At 42.2% G+C, this 19,850-nt stretch carries 20 protein-coding genes; 1 reads left to right on the plus strand and 19 read right to left on the minus strand.

Annotated features, from left to right (window positions below; translation table 11 throughout):
* Positions 1 to 254: 254 nt before the first annotated feature.
* On the plus strand, positions 255 to 1,172 hold the full coding sequence (locus AKG34_RS12880; RefSeq protein ID WP_053346431.1) for a DMT family transporter: 918 nt from the start codon (positions 255 to 257) through the stop codon (positions 1,170 to 1,172).
* Between the two features lie 462 nt (positions 1,173 to 1,634).
* Here AKG34_RS12880 and AKG34_RS12885 read toward each other — a convergent pair whose 3' ends face one another.
* The 19 genes from AKG34_RS12885 to AKG34_RS12970 all read right to left on the minus strand — a co-directional run bounded on the left by AKG34_RS12885 (position 1,635) and on the right by AKG34_RS12970 (position 19,826).
* Positions 1,635 to 2,396 (minus strand): SDR family NAD(P)-dependent oxidoreductase, encoded by a 762-nt coding sequence (locus tag AKG34_RS12885; protein ID WP_053346432.1) that lies wholly within the window; start codon positions 2,394 to 2,396, stop codon positions 1,635 to 1,637.
* A 4-nt stretch (positions 2,397 to 2,400) separates the two neighbouring features.
* Positions 2,401 to 2,559 (minus strand): hypothetical protein, encoded by a 159-nt coding sequence (locus AKG34_RS27985; RefSeq protein WP_161804933.1) that lies wholly within the window; start codon positions 2,557 to 2,559, stop codon positions 2,401 to 2,403.
* A 573-nt stretch (positions 2,560 to 3,132) separates the two neighbouring features.
* Positions 3,133 to 3,609: a nickel pincer cofactor biosynthesis protein LarC2 gene (gene larC2 / locus AKG34_RS29315; protein WP_053346433.1), complete on the minus strand. Its 477-nt coding sequence runs from the start codon at positions 3,607 to 3,609 to the stop codon at positions 3,133 to 3,135.
* Entirely contained in the window at positions 3,606 to 4,487 is an 882-nt protein-coding gene (larC, locus tag AKG34_RS29320) for a nickel pincer cofactor biosynthesis protein LarC (RefSeq protein ID WP_053346434.1), read from the minus strand. The genes larC2 and larC overlap by 4 nt, the downstream gene beginning before the upstream one ends.
* Complete coding sequence (gene larB / locus AKG34_RS12900) at positions 4,468 to 5,235, minus strand: nickel pincer cofactor biosynthesis protein LarB (RefSeq protein ID WP_053346435.1); 768 nt, start codon at positions 5,233 to 5,235, stop codon at positions 4,468 to 4,470. The genes larC and larB overlap by 20 nt, the downstream gene beginning before the upstream one ends.
* Positions 5,232 to 6,047 (minus strand): ATP-dependent sacrificial sulfur transferase LarE, encoded by an 816-nt coding sequence (gene larE, locus AKG34_RS12905; RefSeq protein ID WP_053346436.1) that lies wholly within the window; start codon positions 6,045 to 6,047, stop codon positions 5,232 to 5,234. Before larE ends, larB begins: the two co-directional genes overlap by 4 nt.
* A 225-nt stretch (positions 6,048 to 6,272) precedes the next feature.
* The gene (locus tag AKG34_RS12910) at positions 6,273 to 6,905 is read right to left on the minus strand and encodes a bifunctional 4-hydroxy-2-oxoglutarate aldolase/2-dehydro-3-deoxy-phosphogluconate aldolase (protein WP_053346437.1); all 633 of its coding nucleotides are present in this window, start codon (positions 6,903 to 6,905) and stop codon (positions 6,273 to 6,275) included.
* A 14-nt stretch (positions 6,906 to 6,919) separates the two neighbouring features.
* Positions 6,920 to 7,876, minus strand: coding sequence for a sugar kinase (locus tag AKG34_RS12915; protein WP_053346438.1), 957 nt, complete (start codon positions 7,874 to 7,876; stop codon positions 6,920 to 6,922).
* 23 nt (positions 7,877 to 7,899) lie between these two features.
* Positions 7,900 to 8,763: a fumarylacetoacetate hydrolase family protein gene (locus AKG34_RS12920; protein WP_053346439.1), complete on the minus strand. Its 864-nt coding sequence runs from the start codon at positions 8,761 to 8,763 to the stop codon at positions 7,900 to 7,902.
* 15 nt (positions 8,764 to 8,778) lie between these two features.
* Positions 8,779 to 9,738: a C-terminal binding protein gene (locus AKG34_RS12925; protein WP_053346440.1), complete on the minus strand. Its 960-nt coding sequence runs from the start codon at positions 9,736 to 9,738 to the stop codon at positions 8,779 to 8,781.
* A 75-nt stretch (positions 9,739 to 9,813) separates the two neighbouring features.
* Complete coding sequence (locus tag AKG34_RS12930; protein WP_053346441.1) at positions 9,814 to 10,761, minus strand: U32 family peptidase; 948 nt, start codon at positions 10,759 to 10,761, stop codon at positions 9,814 to 9,816.
* Complete coding sequence (locus AKG34_RS12935) at positions 10,761 to 11,669, minus strand: dihydrodipicolinate synthase family protein (protein ID WP_053346442.1); 909 nt, start codon at positions 11,667 to 11,669, stop codon at positions 10,761 to 10,763. Before AKG34_RS12935 ends, AKG34_RS12930 begins: the two co-directional genes overlap by 1 nt.
* A gap of 18 nt (positions 11,670 to 11,687) precedes the next feature.
* Positions 11,688 to 12,836 carry a galactonate dehydratase gene (dgoD, locus tag AKG34_RS12940; RefSeq protein WP_053346443.1) on the minus strand — a complete coding sequence of 383 codons (1,149 nt, stop codon included), beginning with the start codon at positions 12,834 to 12,836 and terminating at the stop codon, positions 11,688 to 11,690.
* A gap of 67 nt (positions 12,837 to 12,903) precedes the next feature.
* The gene (gene gucD, locus AKG34_RS12945) at positions 12,904 to 14,370 is read right to left on the minus strand and encodes an alpha-ketoglutaric semialdehyde dehydrogenase GucD (protein WP_053348100.1); all 1,467 of its coding nucleotides are present in this window, start codon (positions 14,368 to 14,370) and stop codon (positions 12,904 to 12,906) included.
* 24 nt (positions 14,371 to 14,394) lie between these two features.
* On the minus strand, positions 14,395 to 15,552 hold the full coding sequence (locus AKG34_RS12950; RefSeq protein ID WP_053348101.1) for a UxaA family hydrolase: 1,158 nt from the start codon (positions 15,550 to 15,552) through the stop codon (positions 14,395 to 14,397).
* Between the two features lie 4 nt (positions 15,553 to 15,556).
* Positions 15,557 to 15,862: a UxaA family hydrolase gene (locus tag AKG34_RS12955; protein WP_053346444.1), complete on the minus strand. Its 306-nt coding sequence runs from the start codon at positions 15,860 to 15,862 to the stop codon at positions 15,557 to 15,559.
* Positions 15,863 to 15,873: 11 nt separating this feature from the next.
* The gene (locus tag AKG34_RS12960; protein WP_053346445.1) at positions 15,874 to 16,761 is read right to left on the minus strand and encodes a fumarylacetoacetate hydrolase family protein; all 888 of its coding nucleotides are present in this window, start codon (positions 16,759 to 16,761) and stop codon (positions 15,874 to 15,876) included.
* Between the two features lie 31 nt (positions 16,762 to 16,792).
* On the minus strand, positions 16,793 to 17,560 hold the full coding sequence (locus tag AKG34_RS12965; protein ID WP_053346446.1) for an IclR family transcriptional regulator: 768 nt from the start codon (positions 17,558 to 17,560) through the stop codon (positions 16,793 to 16,795).
* A 61-nt stretch (positions 17,561 to 17,621) separates the two neighbouring features.
* On the minus strand, positions 17,622 to 19,826 hold the full coding sequence (locus AKG34_RS12970; protein ID WP_053346447.1) for a dihydroxy-acid dehydratase domain-containing protein: 2,205 nt from the start codon (positions 19,824 to 19,826) through the stop codon (positions 17,622 to 17,624).
* Positions 19,827 to 19,850: the final 24 nt, after the last annotated feature.

The following is a 19,850-nucleotide window of genomic DNA, read 5'->3' on the forward strand; positions in this document are numbered from 1 at the left end:
TGGATTTATTTTAGGAAAATCTGAACAGGACAACTTAAGTTAGTATTTCTTAACACACTATCATTTCCATAATCTATAATCTTTTAACCCTTCCCCCTTCATTCCATACATGTGCTACATAGGTTCTAATTGATTAGCAGTTTCGATTTTCCCCTTCCCCCTTTTAGTATTATCAAAATTTACTTTTTTGCTATTAATTTGGGGATAGTTGTATAATATATCAATTGTTAAATTTGTTTGAAAGGTTGTTTTGAATGAGCTATTTAAAAATCTACATCTTACTTATCGGAATCATGATTACTTGGGGGTTAAACGTTTCTGTTATTAAAATTTTAGTTGAACATACTCAACCTGTGACAATTACCTCTTTAAGAATTTTTGCGGCTTCTTTAATAGTTTGCCTTATCCTCTACTTTCTTGGTCTAATACGTCTCCCTAAAAAAAACGAACTTTTTTACGTTTTCGGAGGGGCCCTTTTAAGTGTCGTTTTTCATCATTATTTTTTAGCGGAAGGGTTAACAAAAACGTCAGCTACAAATGCTGGATTGATTTTGGGAATGGGGCCAATTTTAACAGTCATTTTATCAATGATATTTTTCCGTAAAAAGCCCACAATTATCCGATTTCTTGGTTTTATTTGTGGTGCTCTTGGTGTGAGTTTTACCGTTTTGGCAGGAAGCGGTGGTATTCATTCTATTAATCTGGGAGATGTGGATATCTTACTCTCCATTCTTTCACAAGCGTTAAGTTTTATTTTAATTAATCAAGCTTCAAAAACAATGGATCCACGCTTATTAACCGGCTATATGATGTTAATAGGATCTTTTATTCTTTTCGCCATCAGCTTATGGAAGGAACCAGATGGCTTAGCATTACTCGCTTCTGCTCCACCTTCCATATGGGTAGCTTTCATTTTCTCAGCAGTAATTGCCACAGCACTTGGGCATATGAGCTATAATTACGCCATTGGTAAGGTTGGTGCGGCCGAATCCTCTATATTTCTTAATTTAAACACCTTATTTTCTTTAGTCGGGGCAGCCATTTTTCTTAATGAAGCCATTGTTCCTGCACATTTCTTGGGTCTTATCTTCATTATTTCAGGAGTCTTGCTTGGATCGGGGGCATTAGAAATATGGATTCTTCAGAGAAAAAATAAAGGTATATCTGCATAGTTGCAATCAACTTAGATTGAAGATGTTGCTAGTCTATAATCCATTAACAGACTTCGAACTTATACAATAGGGGTCTGGGGGCTAACCTTATAAATTGAGAGACCATTAACCTTCCAAAATAGTACAATTAATAAAGTACATATATTGAAAGTTAATGGTCTCAAAATGTTTAATTCACCTTTACGTATTTTGTCCCCTCGACACTTAATATTTATTGCGGATTCACTCAGCAGGTAATTTCAATAATTTTTAATATGAGGAAAATATACTGATTTTTGAGCAATCCTTCATTTACAAACCTTCTGAAAATATAACTTCATTTCAATAATATCCCTCTTTTTTTGTTTTTGTAATTTAATTATAAGATCATAATTTTATTAGGATTCTAAAACGGGTTAAGCAAATACATAACTGTCTTTCTACGAAAATTTAAATTTCCGCCAGATATAACACATTTGAAGATTATCTGCCTAACCATCCACCATCAATAGATAATAAATGACCATGAACATAACCTGCTGCCTCTGAAGCTAAGAATACAACGGCCCCCTTAAAATCTTTCGAGTTTCCCCAGCGCCCCGCTGGAATTCGTTCAAGTATTTGCCTGTTTCTTGCAGCATCATTGATTAGAGCCTCATTCATATCTGTTGCTATATAACCTGGAACAATGGCATTTACATTGACATTGTATTGTGCCCATTCATTAGACAACGCTTTTGTTAGCTGTGCTACTCCACCTTTTGCTGCTGCATACGCTGGGACGGTTAATCCCCCTTGAAAAGAGAGCAGAGAGGCCATATTAATAATCTTCCCTTTTCTTTGTGGAACCATATAGCGACCTGCCATCTGACACAAAAGCCAAACGGTTTTTAAATTCACCTGGATCACATCATCCCAATCGGATTCTGGAAAATCGACTGAAGGTGAGCGGCGCTGAATACCAGCATTATTAACTAAAATATCAATCTTTCCAAAATGCGCGACGACACTAGGAATTGCTTCCTTTACTTGATTCAAATCTTCTAAATCACAGGGAATAATCAAGCATTTTCTTCCTAAGTTTTCAATTTCGTACTTTACATCCACTTGTTCAACCGAACGCTGAAGTAATGCAATGTTTGCACCCGCTTCTGCTAATGCTATAGCCATAGAACGTCCTATTCCTCTAGTAGCCCCTGTCACGGCTGCCACTTTTCCCTCTAATCCAAATAAATTAACTACCATATCTTCACCTCTTTCGTTTATTTGGGCGAAAAAATATCTTTAAAGATACATCCGGGATCTCCATTAAACCAAAATCCTTCAAAATTTCTTCAAGCGGCAATTTCTTTGAACTGAATGGCGCAACCACAATCATTCCTGTTGCATTAAGGGAATTGCATTTCAAAGTCCCCCCGACTGAAAGCATCTCGGCGTCGTTCTGAACTCATGGCACATAGCACGAGAGGCTTTTGCTATTGGGTGCTTTCCAAAATAAATCACCCTGTCTGTACCAGACCAAAAAAAATCTTTACATTGATGAGGGCTTCCCAGTAATGTTGTGTACTTATTGACAATCTTAATAAATAAATATAAAAAGAGACTGCCTGGACGTTACCGACAGTCTGTATTACCCAGCTTTCCTTTTTAAGGAGAAAACATGTTACTCATGCTCATGCTCATGCTCATGCTCATGATCGTGCCTGATATTCTGACGGTATGTAAAAAAACAGCTCGGTCCAAGTATTACTATCCTAATACAACGCTGAATTCCCGTGTCATACTAAACGACTCTGAAATTTCCTAATATATCAATAAGGAACCGAGTACAAGTATGGCCTCATCCCCAATACACGCCCGTAAGTGTGGACCGCAATATTTTTTTCTTATTGCCTGCTGTAGTTGCCACTGCAATAAGATTCTCCGGTACTAACGAATGTTTTTCCCTAATTAGAATCCAATGTAAGAATCGACACAAGACTCAATTTTCTTTCTCCTCCCCGAGACACTTCCATACTTCTTCATACACTTGTTTAAGTGGTATATTGTTCTCAACAGCAATTTTCCGACAGTCCTCAAATTCAGGTGCTTGTTGCATGAGCTGCCCGCTATATACCCCTTTCTTTACCGTTATCACGCCCCATAGTAAATGTACTTTGGAAAATGAGCGTTCAAGCCTGTGCACCGTAAGCGGATAGTAGCGGATACCAAGAGTCGTTGTTTCAGCAAATAATATCTTTTTCATTTCGGGAATCATCTGTTGTGAGCAGAGAAGCTGCAACAATACTCCCGGTCGATTTTTTTTCATAAAAATCGGCGTGTAAAAAACATCATTTGCCCCTGATTCAAACAGCAAATCCATTACATAGCCTAGCCATTCACCGGAAATATCATCTAGATTAACTTCCATTTTGATCATTTGGTCATCGATATGCTCGTGATTAGGTGGGTGGTTCATTGCATCTCTCCTATGATAATGCGAAGGACGTTCGGATGATTTTTAAATGTTTTTGTTCCCGCTCCATAGCCGATTGATTCGACAGTCATGGTCGGGAGCGGACAAAATGATTCTGCTAAAACAGCTGCGATTGCAGCCCCTGTGGGCGTAGCCAATTCCGATCGAATATCGCTTGCGGCAATCGGTACACCTTTTAATATTTCCAGTGTAGCAGGTGCAGGAACCGGGTATAAACCGTGATCAATATGAATATGTCCAGACCCCGTTGGAATGGCTGATGAAAGTACCGATTGAATACCGAGTTGATTGATTAAAATTGCTGCTCCAATTATATCTATAATCGAATCAACCGCTCCTACTTCGTGAAAGTGAACTTTCTCGAGGGGAAGCCCGTGGATGTAGCCTTCAGCTTCACCAATCTTCTTAAAAATAGCAAGTGACATGTTCTTAACCGATGCATTAAAGTTAGCCTCATTGATTATCTCGACAATTTGTTTGTACGTGCGGTGATCATGATGATGATGGTGTTCATGGCTATTACTGTTGGAGTGACTATGTTCATTGTGATCAAGAATATGACTTTGCTCGTGATCATGGCTATGGTCGTTGGAGTGACTATGTTCGTGATGGTGATGCTGTTCATCGCTATGGATGTGTTCATGAAGGTGCTCCGGTTTTCTGGAAAGAATGACATCAAATTTTGTACTGGTAATACCATTTTTGACAACTTTTTCCCAGGACAGAGTATATTCTTCTTCTATTTTTAGCTTTTTTAACTCTTCTTCCATTTGAAAAGGATCGGCACCAGCATCAATCAAAGCACCAATTACCATGTCACCGCTTATGCCAGAAAAACAGTCAAAATATAATGTCCTCATCATTGACCTCCTTTTTATGTACGAGTTTGTAAATGAGCGCTGCGTTGTATGCCGCACCAAATCCATTATCTATGTTAACAACGCTTACACCTGATGCACATGAATTGAGCATCGATAAAAGTGCCGATAATCCGTTGAAATTCGCACCATATCCAACACTTGTTGGCACAGCAATAATCGGATTCATGACAAGGCCTCCTAGCACGCTCGGAAGCGCTCCCTCCATTCCCGCGACGCATACCGAAACAGTCGCATTTCGTATTTCGTCTATATTATCAAGAAGTCGGTGCAACCCTGCGACACCCACATCGTAAATACGCCTGACTGGAATACCTAAAGTTTCGGCCGTGACGGCTGCTTCTTCCGCAACGGGCAAGTCCGATGTCCCAGCACACACAATCGCGATATATGAGCCATTAGTTTTCTTATTTTCTTTAACCCATGCGAGTGTCCGTGCAATCTCGTTGTACTCAAAATCCCCACATTCTTTTTGTACAAATAACGCTTTTTCTCGAGAAATACGTGTCACTAGTACAGAATCATTCCTTGCCCGTAACGATTGAACAATCGTTAAAATTTGTTCTGCTGTTTTCCCTTCTCCAAATACAATTTCGGGAAAGCCTTGTCTTTTTTTACGATGATGATCAATTTTTACGAACCCTAAATTTTCATAGGATGCAAGTTTTGTTTTTGCTTCCGCTGCTGTCAATGTACCATTTTGTACCTGCTCTAGAATATCGTCAATCATACCATTTCTTCCTTTTTAAGTGCTAAATTCATACTCCCGCTTGTATAGCCCGTGAGATCCAAAGAGACATATTTATAACCAAATTGCTTCAGACGTTTCGTAATTAAAACGTGATATTCAAGCACAAGTGGCATATCAGCAGGATCTACTTCTATACGGGCGGTATCCTCATGGGTCCGAACACGCACCTGGTGAATATCTAATGATTTTAAATAAGCCTCTGACTTATCTACTTTCGTCAATTTTTCTTTCGTAATGATTTCGCCGTAGGCTATACGTGATGATAGGCAGGCAAATGATGGTTTATCCCAAGTTGGCAAACCTACTTCTTTAGACAACACTCTTATTTCTTCTTTGAATAAATTCGCTTCTTGAAGAGGTCCCCGGATGCCTTTTTCTTTTGCTGCTTTCATGCCTGGACGAAATTCATTCGCATCATCGGCAATAACCCCATAAATAATATTATTAAATTCATAATCTTCAAGAATAGGAAGCAAGTGGTCAAATAAACTACTTTTACAAAAGTAACAGCGATTTTGGTTATTTTCTGTATATCCTGGAATGGCTAACTCTGATGTTTGAATGACACGATGGCTGGCACCGATCCATTTTGAGAGCATAATGGCTTCTTCCAGCTCGCTCGACGGATAAGTTTCCGAATCCGCTGTAATGGCTAACACGTTGTCATATCCCAAAGTATCAATTGCAACTTTAAGCAAAAATGTGCTGTCTACCCCTCCTGAAAATGCGACCACAACAGTCTCCATCTTTACAAGAATATCCTGAAGTTTTTTGTATTTTTCTTGTATCATGCCAAATTGTTCTCCTTTCTTGATAAAATAATACTAATTTTATCCTCCTGTACCGCTAACAGGAACACCTGTAAGGGCCACATAAAGATTGAACAGAAGCTCTACAGGGATTTTTTTAAGTTGCCAATGACAAAATGGGGAAGATGGAAATGGCTCCAGTTTTTTTATACGTTTCATTTCATCCCTATTTCCCTATAAAGCCCCGCGTATTAGCTTCGGCTTACTCTAATTATTTTGTACAATAGCAGAGAATTTTTTGGCCGTTTCTTCCAGTTCAGTGTAATCTTCCTCTGAAAGCAATTTCTTTGGGTTGATTAAAGAACCGCCAATTCCCGCTGCGACCGCACCTGCCTTTAAAAAGGAAGCAAGGTTATCCAAATTAACACCGCCAGTCGGCATTAGAGGGATGTGAGGCAGCGGACCTTTTAGATTTTTAAAGTAACCAACCCCAAGTGCATCTGCCGGAAATACTTTAATAACGTCGGCTCCATGCTCGTAAGCTGTCAAAATTTCCGTTGGTGTAAGCGCACCGGGGATGCTAATAATGCCATAGCGCTTTGCCATTTTAATCGTTTCAATATTGACGGTTGGCGAAAAGATAAATTCCGCTCCAGCCATGATGACCGAACGAGCCGTTTCTGGATCCAATACTGTACCGGCACCCACTATGATATCATCGCCGAACTCCTCTTTTACTTTATCAATTAACTCGCAAACTTTGGGTGTTTCTACTGTAATTTCGAGTGTTCGGATTCCACCTTCATTCAGGGCTCTAGCGATTGGTACAATTTGATCGGGACGTGCACCACGAATAACGGCGACTAGCTTCCCTTGTTTCAGCTCTACTAGTTTAGTCATTCTTTCCCACCTTTCTACCTAGTCACATCTTCTGCTCCGCCACTCATAAATAAATCGAGGTCGTCACGTATCGGCAAACCCTCTACATCTCCATTTACCATCGTTACCATTGCTCCCATGGCATTTCCGCGCCGTGCAGCTTCTTCTAGCCCCAGTCCATCAAGAAGGCCGGAGAGTACACCAGATGCAAAAGCGTCCCCAGCACCGATTGGGTCTACGACACGATCTACAAAAAATCCTGGTACGTGTGTTTTCGGTACAGACGGGGATGAAATTAGAGAACCTTCTTTGCCCAATTTCAGCAAAACTGTTTCGACACCGAGTTCATGAAAATGATCGATAAACTGCTCCGGTGTGTAGGAACCGAATAAAAATTCAGCTTCGGCCACACCCGGCATGACGATATCACTTTCCGATGCGTATTTTGTAATGAAGTGACGTGCTTCATTTTCATCCGCCCATATTTTCAACCGAATATTCGGATCGAAGACGATTTTTGTTCCGGTTTCCTTGGCAATGCGGATCGCTTTGTCTATGAGCAACTGGCACGACTCACCAAGTGCAGGAGTAATACCGGTAATGTGTAAGTAAACGGCGTCTTGAATCGCATGTTCCGGCAGTAATTCTGCTGTCATTTTGCTAGCCGCCGAATCTTTACGGTAGTAATAGACTCGCGTATCATTTAGCCGCCTGAATTCTTTGAAAAAGACTCCGGTCGGCGCATTAGCATCTCGTGTTACATATGAGACATCTACACCTTCACCGCGAATAAATGAGTGCATCGCATCGCCAAATTCATCCTCACCGAGACGGCTTATCCAGCGTGACCTGTGACCGAGACGGCTTAACCCGATCGCGACATTGGATTCCGCACCGCCGAACTTCATTGAAAAAGAGCGGGCGTGGCGAAGGGGTCCTTCTTCATTCGGGGTAAATACTGTCATCGTTTCTCCGATTGTTACAACATCCATTTCATCATCTTCTTTCTCTCATGTTAGGCTTTAACGTGATTAGAAAGCGTACCGATCCTTTCAATACTGACGTTCATCCGGTCACCGTTTTTCAACCAGACTTTCGGATTACGTCCCATTCCAACGCCAGGTGGTGTACCAGTTGCAATCAAATCACCTGGCTTTAGCGTCATGGACTGTGATAAAAATGAGATGATTTGCGGAACGGTAAAAATTAAGTTACTTGTATTGGAATCCTGCATCATTTCTCCGTTTAATTCAAGGGAAATCGCCAGCTCATGGGGATCACCCACTTCATCATGTGTAACGACAACAGGACCTATTGGCGCAAATGTATCCGCCGTTTTGCCGCGTGACCACTGGCCGTCCTGAAATTGCAAATCCCGGGCGCTAATGTCATTCATAATTGTATAGCCAAAGACGTAGTCATTCGCCTCTTCTTCTGACACATTTTTCGCTTTTTTTCCAATGACAATCGCAAGCTCTGCTTCAAAATCGACTTCTTTTGAATTAATTGGGATTTCAATAACATCATTATGACCGACAATCGCATTCGCATATTTTGAAAAAATGACCGGTGAAGCCGGCGGCTCCATCCCAGTTTCCTTGCAATGATCTATATAGTTCAGCCCGACGCAAATGATTTTTTCCGGCTGTGCGATCGGTGGGAGGAATTTTACTTCTGATAGTGAGAATTTTGCATCGTCATTACCCCGTTGCTCGATTAACTGTTCAGCACGTTTACGCAACTCGCTTCCTCGTTCTATAAACGTTTTCATACAAGCAGGAAAATCATCTGGATCGAGTGCCGTTAAACTTATGATTTGACCATCTTGTACGATGCCGATATGATGGTCGGATTTTACCGAAAAAGATGCTATTTTCATATTTTTTATCCTCTCTTACGTCAACGCGTATGGTGTTTTTTCGCCGCTTAAGACCTGAACGATATTTTTCGCTGCTTTTTGACGAAGTTCAATCATCGCTTCCTCAGAATACCAGGCGCTGTGCGGTGTGATGATGACATTGTCCATTTTGAGAAGCGGGCTATCGATGCTGACCGGCTCATCTTCTGTAACATCAAGTGCGGCACCTGCAATAATCCCTTTTTCAAGTGCTTCAGCGAGTGCTTTTTCATCGATTATCGGCCCACGAGCTGTGTTAATGATGACCGCGTTTCTCTTCATTTGTTTTAAGCGCTCGTCATTGATCAGATGAAACGTATCATCAATTAGCGGTACATGTACGGACAAATAATCAGCTTCACTAATAATTTCTTCGAGATTCATTTTTTGAACGCCGACGGCTGCCATATCTTCTGCCGATACGAATGGGTCGTATGCAGCCGTTTTAAATCCGAGCGGTTTCACCTTTTCCACGAAACGACGCGGAATACGGCCAAAACCAAGAACCCCAACCGTTTGCTCGTTAAAACGATGAATCGGCACACAAGCTTTAAAGTCCCAGTTACCTTTTTTTACCTCATTGTTTAACAGCGTCACTTTGCGCGCCCATGAAAGCAAAAGCGCCAATGCATGATTCGAAACTTCTTCCATGCCATAATCAGGTACATTGGCAACAGTAATCCCCTTTTCTTTCGCCGCATCGAGATCAATTGTATTGACGCCGACACCGTAGCGGGATATGATTTTCGTGTTTTCAAGTGATCCAATGACACGGCGTGAGACAGGAGCATATTGATTTAAAATCGCATCCACTTCTTTTGCCAACTCAATAACTTCTTCTTCTGTTTTGCATTGCGCTTTTATAAAATCAATATCCAATCCGCTTTCTTTAAAAACGTCTTCTTCATATTGCAAATGCTCAAATTCATAATCCGTTAATAATATTTTAAAGGCCATTTAGACTCCACTCCCACATATGGTAATAAACCCCTTTAGGTCAGGGGGATTCCTCCCGTTTCAGGTGAAAATCATTTATTTCGCAGCTGCTTTTTCGACTTTCGCAATTCCGAGTCCTTCCGCACCAAGTTTCGATGTTTTCGCTTCTGGATAATATCGTTCAATCATTTGAATTCCAATTGCGGCACGACGTACACGTTCATGTGCAAGTGAGATGTTCGTACTCTCCCATTGTTTCCCAGATGGATATACATCAGGGTGATTACGAAGACCAAATTTGATGTAAACTGGCGCCAATACACGGATAATTTCCGGTATTTCAAAATAGCGCAAAAAGCCGCCAAATGTATCCGGTACCTCGACATACAAATCAATTGGAATGTCTATTGCTTGACGAATCGCTGCAAGTTTAGAAAGCGTCAATGCAGGTGGCACGTTGTACGTATCCGCTCCGATGTCCTCCATTAATTTAACGGATACTGGATTGGCTGACCCCATTTGGACCGAAACTTTTACAACAAAATCTTCCGGCAACTGTCGGTACTTTTTCATTTCTTTCGTCATAAGAAGAAGTCCTTCATCTGCAACTAACGCACCCCGTAGACCAAGAGCTGCTCCTCTTTTCAAATCTTCCATTGCATAGACAAGTTGGTCAGCACCTTCATGGCGTATCCCCTGTGATTTGCCCCCAGGTGTAAGCGGTCCCGCACTGACATCCCATGAACCTCGGGGGCCGACAAACAAACTAAGCTCCATGCCACGTTCTGCTGTCATTTCACACATTTCTTTAATTTCTTCATCCGTTTGTAGCATGATGCCGCTTCCCTGAGATATTCTGTGAATCGTTAATCCTAAGCGGTCAATTTCTTTCAATGTTTCTTTTAGTGCAACTGGACCTTCTACACTTGGAAGTTCAATGCGGTATTGCGCCCCGTCTGGAAATGTTTTTGTTGATGTCGGAAGTTCTTTAAGATCAGTTGATGGGTAGCCTAATTGCTCGAGCAAGTCGCGTGATTCTTTCATTATTGGACACCTTCTTTCATATCAATATTTTTTATAAGAGCCGCTACTTTGTCACGCAAATCTGCCGGGAATACATCACACGGAGCACGGTGTCCAGCAGATACGTCAAACCAGCGCTGATGAACGGCTTCTTTCATGGCTGTAAAAAATGTCGGTCCGTACGTGTAGATATCCATCAGCTGTGAAATCATTTGATGATTTTTCTGTGCTTTTTCCAGATCACCTTTTTGAAAGGAATTATATAAATCAACGGATATTTCAGGTGCAAAAACAGCGCTTCCGTTAATGCTACCCGCTGCACCAATCATTTGAGCTGGAAGCAAATGCTCATCAAATGCAGAAAAGACGCGGAAATCACTGCGAACTTTTTTCACTTCGGTCAGGACTTGCCGCAGGTGCCCGAAATCACTGACAGTTTCTTTAATACCGGCAATATTTGAATGATCTACTACTAATCTTTTAATCAATTCTACCGATATATTTTGTCCTGTTAAAAGTGGAATGTTATATATGAACACTTGTAGATTTGTGTGATCAGCTACGCTGGAATAATAACGGTATAATTGTTCGTCAGACAGTTTCCAGTAATATGGGTTGACTACAAGAACCCCATCAGCTCCATGCTCTTCTGCATAAGAAGTTAATTCATGTACCTCTTTTAATGCGGTATGCCCAACGCCAACCATAACCGGCACTCGACCGTTAATGTGCTTAATCATTTCGCGTACGTATAGCTTTCGTTCTTCTGTTGTAAGTGATGAGAACTCACCTGAGCTTCCCATCAATAAAATACCGTCAATATTCCGTGAAATTAATTGATCCATATAGCTTCTGTTCAGCTCTATATCTAAATTTCCCGCTTCGTCAAAAAGAGTGACTACCGGCGGAATGATGCCATGAAAATTCATTGTTTCGGCCTCCTTTTTTTACCATTCAGCGATACTTCCGTCTTCATGACGCCAAATTGGGTTTTTCCAATCATGTCCTATTTCTGCTGCCTGCTTCACTTTTTCTTCGTCAATTTCTAACCCAAGACCCGGTTTATCCGGAATGTTCACATAACCATTTTCATAGTCGAATATTTCAGAATTTTTAACATAATCGAGAATATCCATCCCTTTGTTGTAATGAATACCAAGGCTTTGCTCCTGAATAATGAAATTCGGCGTCGTAGCATCCAGATGAATCGATGAAGCGAGTGTCATTGGACCGAGCGGACAGTGCGGCGCAATGGCTACATCATACGCTTCTGCCATCGCGGCAATTTTTTTTCCTTCTAAAATACCACCTGTGTGAGACAGATCCGGCTGAATAATATCGACATAGCCATCTTGAAGAAGCTGCTTAAAACCCCAGCGAGTATACATCCTTTCACCCGTCGCAATCGGGCACGTCGTGTGCCAGGCAATCTCACGAAGTGCTTCATTATTTTCTGGCAGCACCGGCTCTTCAATGAACATTGGGCGGTATGGTTCGAGTTCTTTCACGATCGTTTTTGACATCGTTTTATGAATCCTCCCGTGAAAATCTACACCAATGCCAAAGTCTTTCCCTACCGCTTCCCGAATTGACGCTACGCGTTCAATGACCGCTTCTACTTTCGAAAAGCTGTCTATGTAGTTCATCTCTTCTGAAGCGTTCATTTTGACAGCGAGAAAGCCCTCGTTCTGTTTTTCTTTTGCGGCAGCAACAACATCCACTGGACGATCGCCGCCGACCCACGAGTACACTTTAATTTTTTCACGTGCTTTGCCCCCGAGCATTTGGTATACAGGAATGTTAAAGTATTTTCCTTTAATGTCCCATAATGCCTGCTCAATGCCAGAAATGGCACTCATTAAAATAGGGCCTCCCCGGTAAAATCCCCCTCTATAAAGCGTTTGCCAAATGTCCTCAATGTCGTTCGGATTTCTCCCGATTAAATAATCGGTCAGTTCGTTAACTGCTGCTTTTACCGTTTCAGCACGGCCTTCAACGACAGGCTCCCCCCAGCCAGAAATGCCTTCATCGGTATCGATTTTTAAAAATAGCCAGCGGGGTGGAACTTTGAATAGAGAAATTTTTGTGATTTTCATTAGGCACCTCGCAATGTTTTTTTGGAAGATGAGAGATCTTCAAATATGAAAACCTCTCTTTCTTTTGTTAAGAACCTTTAATAAAAACCGTTTTTAATGCTGTATAAAATTCTTTCGCCGCTTCACCTTGCTCTCGAGAACCTGTACTTGATGCCTTCATGCCGCCGAATGGTGCTTGCAACTCAACGCCTGCGCTTTCTGCGTTAATGCGGACAAGCCCTACTTCGATTTCATCGATGAATTCTAAAATTGAGCTAATATTTGAAGTAAAGATCGATGCACTCAATCCGTATTTCGTATTATTTGCCATGTCAATTGCTTCGACAAGATCGGTTGCTTTTATAAGTGCAATAACTGGTCCAAAAATTTCTTCCTGTGCAATCACCATATCCGTCGTGACGTCTTCAAAAATCGCTGGAGTAATGAAAAAGCCCCTATCGTAGTCCCCACCAGTTAATATCTCCCCGCCATGTATGAGTTTTGCGCCTTCCTGCTTGCCTTTTTCAATGTATTCTTTCACCGTATTAAACTGGCTTTCGCTTGCACATGGCCCCATCCAAATACCCTCTTGTAGACCATTGCCGACGGTAATTTTTGCAGCTGCGTCTACAAGTTTTTGTTTAAATTCATCATAGACTTTTGATTCAACGACCACACGACTTGAAGCTGTACATTTTTGGCCAGAAGAACGAAATCCACCGCTGATGACTGCTTCGACTGCTTGATCGATGTTCGCATCTTTCGTCACGATAACTGGATTCTTGCCACCCATTTCAAGCTGATATTTAATGCCACGAGCGGAAGCTGACTTCGCTACAACTTGCCCGACACTTTCAGAACCGGTAAATGTGATTGCATTTAACAGCGGATGATCGATGAGTCCTTGGCCGATGATAGATCCTGTACCGGTAATGAAGTTCACAACACCCTCTGGGAAGCCGGCTTTTGTGAAGCATTCCATCACTTTCGCTGCTGTAACAGCTCCCTCCGTAGCAGGTTTCCACACGATTGAATTGCCATATACAAGGGCCGGAGCCATTTTCCATATGGGAATCGCAACTGGGAAGTTCCATGGCGTGATAACGCCGACAACACCAAGTGGTGTACGTTTTGTAAACATAAGGGCATCTTTATCAGATGATGGAATAACATCGCCATCTTTGCGCATTCCTTCCCCTGCATAGTAACGTAAGATCGCAACACCTCGTGCCGTTTCTCCTTTTGCTTCGGGTAATGTTTTACCCATTTCGCGGGTCATTGTTTCAGCAATTTCATCGAGGTTTTCTTCTAAGATATTGGCCGTTTTGAAAAGAAGTTGGCCACGTGCAGACTGCCCAAGCTTGCGCCAAGCTTTCTTCGCCTTATCCGCAGATACTACCGCTTTGTTCAAGTCATTTTCCGTTGAGCTCTGAACGTATCCAACCGGTTCTTTATCCGCCGGATTAATGCTTTTAATCGTCTCCATAGAAGATGCGTTTACCCACTCATTGTTAATAAAATTTTTATATGTTTTCGTTGCAAATGAAGTTGACATCATTGTTTTTGGCTCCTTTTTATATTAAAATGTTGGTCCAATTCTCCAAATCCCAAAGTCATGCTGCTTTAATATTTCCGCTTTTGTGAGTTTTCCGTTTGAAACGTGTTGAATTTCATCCATAATGCGACGGCCCACTTCATCAACGGTTTCTGTACCATCGACAATCGTACCTGCATTTAAATCCATATTTTCATTCATCCGCTCAAACATTGGCGTATTCGTTGAAATTTTAATAACAGGTGCAATCGGAGAACCAGTTGGCGTGCCTCGTCCACTTGTAAAGAGAACAATTTGGGCACCGCCTGCGACCATGCCCGTCAATTGCTCAATGTCGTGGCCAGGCGTATCCATCCATACGAGCCCTTTTTTCGTCGGTACCTGTGCATAATCAATGACTTCTTCCAGCCGGGTTGTACCTGATTTTGTCGCAGCCCCTAGTGATTTTTCTTCGAGTGAGCTGAGACCTCCCTCAATGTTGCCCGGACTTGGATTTCCGGTGCGGATGTCTACGCCCATTTGAATCGAGCGGTTTTCCATCATTTTAATAACCGCATAAGCTTTTTTAGCTACCTGGTCGTTTGCTGCCCGGTTAGCTATCAAATGCTCTGCTCCGATGAGTTCAGTCGTTTCTGCTAAAATAGCCGTTCCCCCCTGTTGGACAACCAAATCGCTCGTACGCCCGACTGCCGGGTTCGCCGATAATCCAGAGCATGCATCCGACCCACCGCATTCTGTGCCGACAATCAGCTCGCTAAAATCACATAATTCTCGTTGTATCATCGAGGCATCCTGTACCATTTTGACTGCAATTTTAGCTACTTCTGCAATGGTTTGAAGTGTGCCGCCATGATCCTGAATCGACACCGTTTCGACTGGTTTGCCGCATTTGGCAATCTCATCCCCAATTCGATGCGCCTGATGTGTTTCACAGCCAAGGCCAAGTACAATGACACCGTATACATTTGGATTCATACCCATTCCCGCATAAGTTCTGGCCGTTTGATCATAATCAGTGCCTACTTGCGCACAGCCATGCTGGTGAATAAATGTGACTGTTCCGCTTACCAGCTCTGTTACGCGCTGAGCTGTTTGCGTTGCGCAAGTAATCGTAGGTAAAATCAGAACATGATTCCGGACACCTACGCGTCCATCCTGACGGCGGTAGCCCCAAAACTGCATTTTTTCATTCAGCAATCTTGTCACCCCTTCCTCTTTTGCCTTCTAAATTGTGTACATGAACGTGTGCTCCAGCAGGAATAAAAGCGGAGGCAGCACCGATGACTTCACCGTATTTAATGATGTCTGCTCCATGTTCGATCGCTTTAACTGCGAACTTATGGCCAAAGCGAATCGGTTCAAGAATGGTTACGGTTACAGCGAGGTCATCTTGACCTACTTTCACAACCACTGATGTCTTTTCAGGAATTTCAGATAAGGCAACAGCTACACTATCTTCCTTACTTAAATACAGGGTTTTATATTCGCTCATTTTGTCACTCCTTAAATTGTTTGTACGGCATTACTTTGGATGACGGGGTTATTCAAAATTCCAATGCCTGGAATTTCAATTTCAATCCGATCGTTGTCATACAATGTAAATTCATTCGGCGGAACTACACATGTACCTGTGAGCAGAACTGTTCCGTCAAAAATAATGTTATCTAACACTAAAAACTCCACAAGCTCTTCCAGTGTACGTTTCAGTTGGTTTACTTTTGCTTCTCCGTCAAATACCTTTTCTTCATTTCGATAGATACGGCACATTATTTTAAGGTCATATGGATCCGAAACAGCCTCTTTTAATAAGATGGCCGGTCCGATAGAGCAAGAATTTTTCCATACTTTTGCCTGTGGAAGATAAAGTGGATTCTCACCTTCAATGTCCCTGCAGCTCATATCATTACCTGCGATGTATCCGAGTATCGTCCCTTCTTTGTCGATGACAAGACCTAGTTCTGGCTCCGGGATTTGCCAGTGTGAATCTGAACGTAAGTAAACTGGATCATTCGGTCCTACGGTTCTTGCTGCAGTCGATTTAAAGAAAATCTCGGGACGCACTGCATCATAAACTTTGTCATAGAACGTTTGGCGGTCAAGCTTTCCTTGCGTTGCTTCGTAATTACGTGCTTCCTTGCTTTTTTTATACGTTACACCAGATGCCCATACTTCTGGTGCGTCGATGGGCGTTGTTAATTTAAGACCTTCTAATGGCTGTTTTTCTTCTTCGGCAACTATTTGTTTTACAATATCAAACGCAGTTTTGTTTTTCTGACGTGCCGTTTCAATCAACGACATAAAATCTATAAACGGAAGATCCACCACCTTGTTTTCGTTTGTCACGGCAGCAAGTTGTTTCTCGTTTTCTTTTACATAGCGAATAATTTTCATTTGCTAGTCCCTCCTAAATGGCAGTCACGTTTTATATTTTTTGATATTCATATCCAAGCTCCTGCGAAATTTTACTGCTGCATTCCTTTAAGATACGTACATAATACTCGTGTGTTTCTTCATTTACTTTCGATGAAGGCATCGATACGCTCATAGCGGCTATTACTTTGCCTGAATAATCTTTTATTGGCACAGCCAGACAGAAAATTCCTGGTTCGTTTTCTTCATTATCCATTGAATACCCAGCAATACGTGCTTTTTCGATTTCAACTAAGAACTGTTCTTTTGACCTTATTGATCTTTCAGTTGGTCCTGTATATACATAGCCGTCCAAGAGCAAATCTAGTTCACTATCGGTTTTAGTTGCCACAAGTGATTTACCTACCGCACTTGTATGTATCGGGACACGGCGGCCAATACGGGAATACAAAACCGTAACCCCTCTGCCTTCTACTTTATCGATATATACACCTTCCTGCCCGTCTAATATGACGAGGTGGAGCGTTAAGTTTGTGGTCTCGGAAAGCCATTCAAGATGTTTTCTTGCGACATTACGCAAATCGAGATGGGTCACCACCACGCTCCCCCTCTCTAATAGTTTTAAACCTAGAGAGTATTTGCCATTTTCTTCACCTTGTGAAATATACTGATGCAACTGTAAGGTTTTTAAAAGCGAATGAACCGTGCTTTTATGCAAATTCATTCGTTTGCTTATTTCTGTGATAGTTAAATCCCTGTCACGCTCGTCAAATAAATCCAATATTTTCAATGCGCGCTCCACTGATTGGATGATAGGCATTGTTCCTCACTCCTTCATTTTCTGTCTCTCTTTATTTTATCGGATTTATGACGAGCGTTCCTTACTTTATTACTATGTTTTTTTCCAGAAGCAAAATATCCTGTTCATAATCAAGTACAGCATCTTCTACGACGGCGATTGGTACAACCCCATTTGCCGCATCTGTATGTCCATACATCCGGTTGCTGGCCGCAACCATTTTTTGACGATTTTTCATTCGTTGCTTACGTTCCGTGACCAATGATTGTCTTTCTTCCTTTATATAATCCTCAAACTCATGCACAACTTTTCCGGTAAGAAGTTGAGCGGCATCGACAAAATCAATGCGGCCCTCGCGAAGCTGAAGGTGAACAACATCACCCGTTTGGAGGAAACCAATGCCTCCATCTTCATATGCTTCTGGTGTCATATGACCAATAGCGGCGCCGTAAGTGACACCCGAATAGCGGCCGTCGCTAATGATTGTTGCGAGTTTTTTCATAACACGGTTAGCATTAATATGTTGCATCGGTGTAAACATTTCTGGCATACCGAAAGCAATGGGACCTTGCCCTGCGATAATGACGGCAATTTTCAAAGTACCTTGATCAGCCATCTCGTCAAATAATTCCTCGTAAGGTGCATCTTTTATTCGTGACCATTCAGGCTCATTATTGTATTTAAGTGACGCAAGAAGATGATCATGCTCGAACAGCTTTTGCTCTTTTATTTTCGAGAGCAGGCTTGAATCAAGCAGGCTTCTATTGGCATCATCCTCATTTTCGTAGTAAAGAACAAATGCTAGCTTATCATCGAACTGATTAAGCTGCGGTGTCGGCATCCCGCTAATTTTCACAACAGCACTTTCAAAAAAGTTTCCTTTTAATACATCTACACCGCTGAATCCACGGCGTGGAGTGGATAAAATAACTTGATTATTCTTTACATTTACTGCCTGAAGGCTGCGTGTAATCGCAAGACGTTCTTTCCACGTTTTTGCGGCGACTGTTGGCGCATCCTGATCCATTGGTACACCATTTTCAATAAGTTCGTAAACAAGCGTTTCCATACCACGGCTTGTGCCACTGCAACACTGCATTGCAAGTGAATAAATGTCACGTCCTTCAGTCAAGCTGTAATCAAATAAATCAGGAATCGGATGTAAATGGTGAATGCGGTCAAGATCCCATAAGCTGAATTTGTATCCTGCATATAGCATGGCAGCTACGATATGCATCATTAAGTTCGTAGAACCACCCGAAGCGCTGTGAATGCGTATTGCATTTTTTATATTCGTCGCGACAATGTTGGCCACTCCGTATCGCTCGTCGTTAATCATTACAGAAAAGCTATCAAGCACGGCGTTAATCTGGCGCTGTGATGGTGGATCTGTTAATAGCTCAACTGCTGGATGAACGAGTCCCATGCCTGCAACTAGATGACGTGAACTATTGCCCGTTCCGTTAAAGGCACACACGCCTCCCTGACCATCACAAGTAGCTACAGCAAGCCTCATTTCAAAATATTTATGCTGTTCTTTCGTCAAGATGCCACGTTCGTATGCACGTTCGAATACACCCTGAAATGCAGTATTCAATGAACATTGCAAGATATACGCCATCGTATCACGTAAATCAACGGCTACATCAGCTACACCTTCACTTTCCGCTTTTTTCGCCAATGCTTCCAATTCTTCTATCACGTCGGCAGGAATCGAACCACCTTCTAATACGTGAGCAGGTGCGAATGTCGCGAAAAAGGGCGCTTCACCTCGGTTGCGACGCACACGGTCGACATGCGCAAGCGCGCTTACAACACCAAGAGGCTGTTTATCACACCCTTGAATAACGAATGCACCATGATAACTGTGAGCTTCAAGCTGATTGACAACCATTTGTGCAACCGCATTTCTGCTTTGCAGTGAGTAACTCATCCCTTGATTGCTTTGTGCAGTTCCATCACACATTACCGGTGTCGAGAAGTGAAACGGCACACCGCCATTTTGCCAGATGCGGATTGCTGCCCGTGCGGACGTTTGGTAATCCATAATGTGCGCCGGGTGATCGGACGAACCGCCGATAATCGCAATACGCGGCGCATTTCTTTCAAGCCGCATATAAATTTCTTCCAGCGTCCAGTCCGGCTTGCCACCTTCATAGGTAGAACCAAGTGTCAATTTGGAGCGGTCTAGCAGACCCGCGACCGTAATCGGTTCATTTGCTTTTCCCTGTACGTTATCTCGGTAAGGGTTAACTTCGTTATCAATGAGGGGATATAGGTGAGTCATTTAAAGCACTCCTTTTCACTATTT

It is taken from the genome of Peribacillus butanolivorans, assembly GCF_001273755.1.
GTDB classification, from domain to species: domain Bacteria; phylum Bacillota; class Bacilli; order Bacillales; family DSM-1321; genus Peribacillus; species Peribacillus butanolivorans.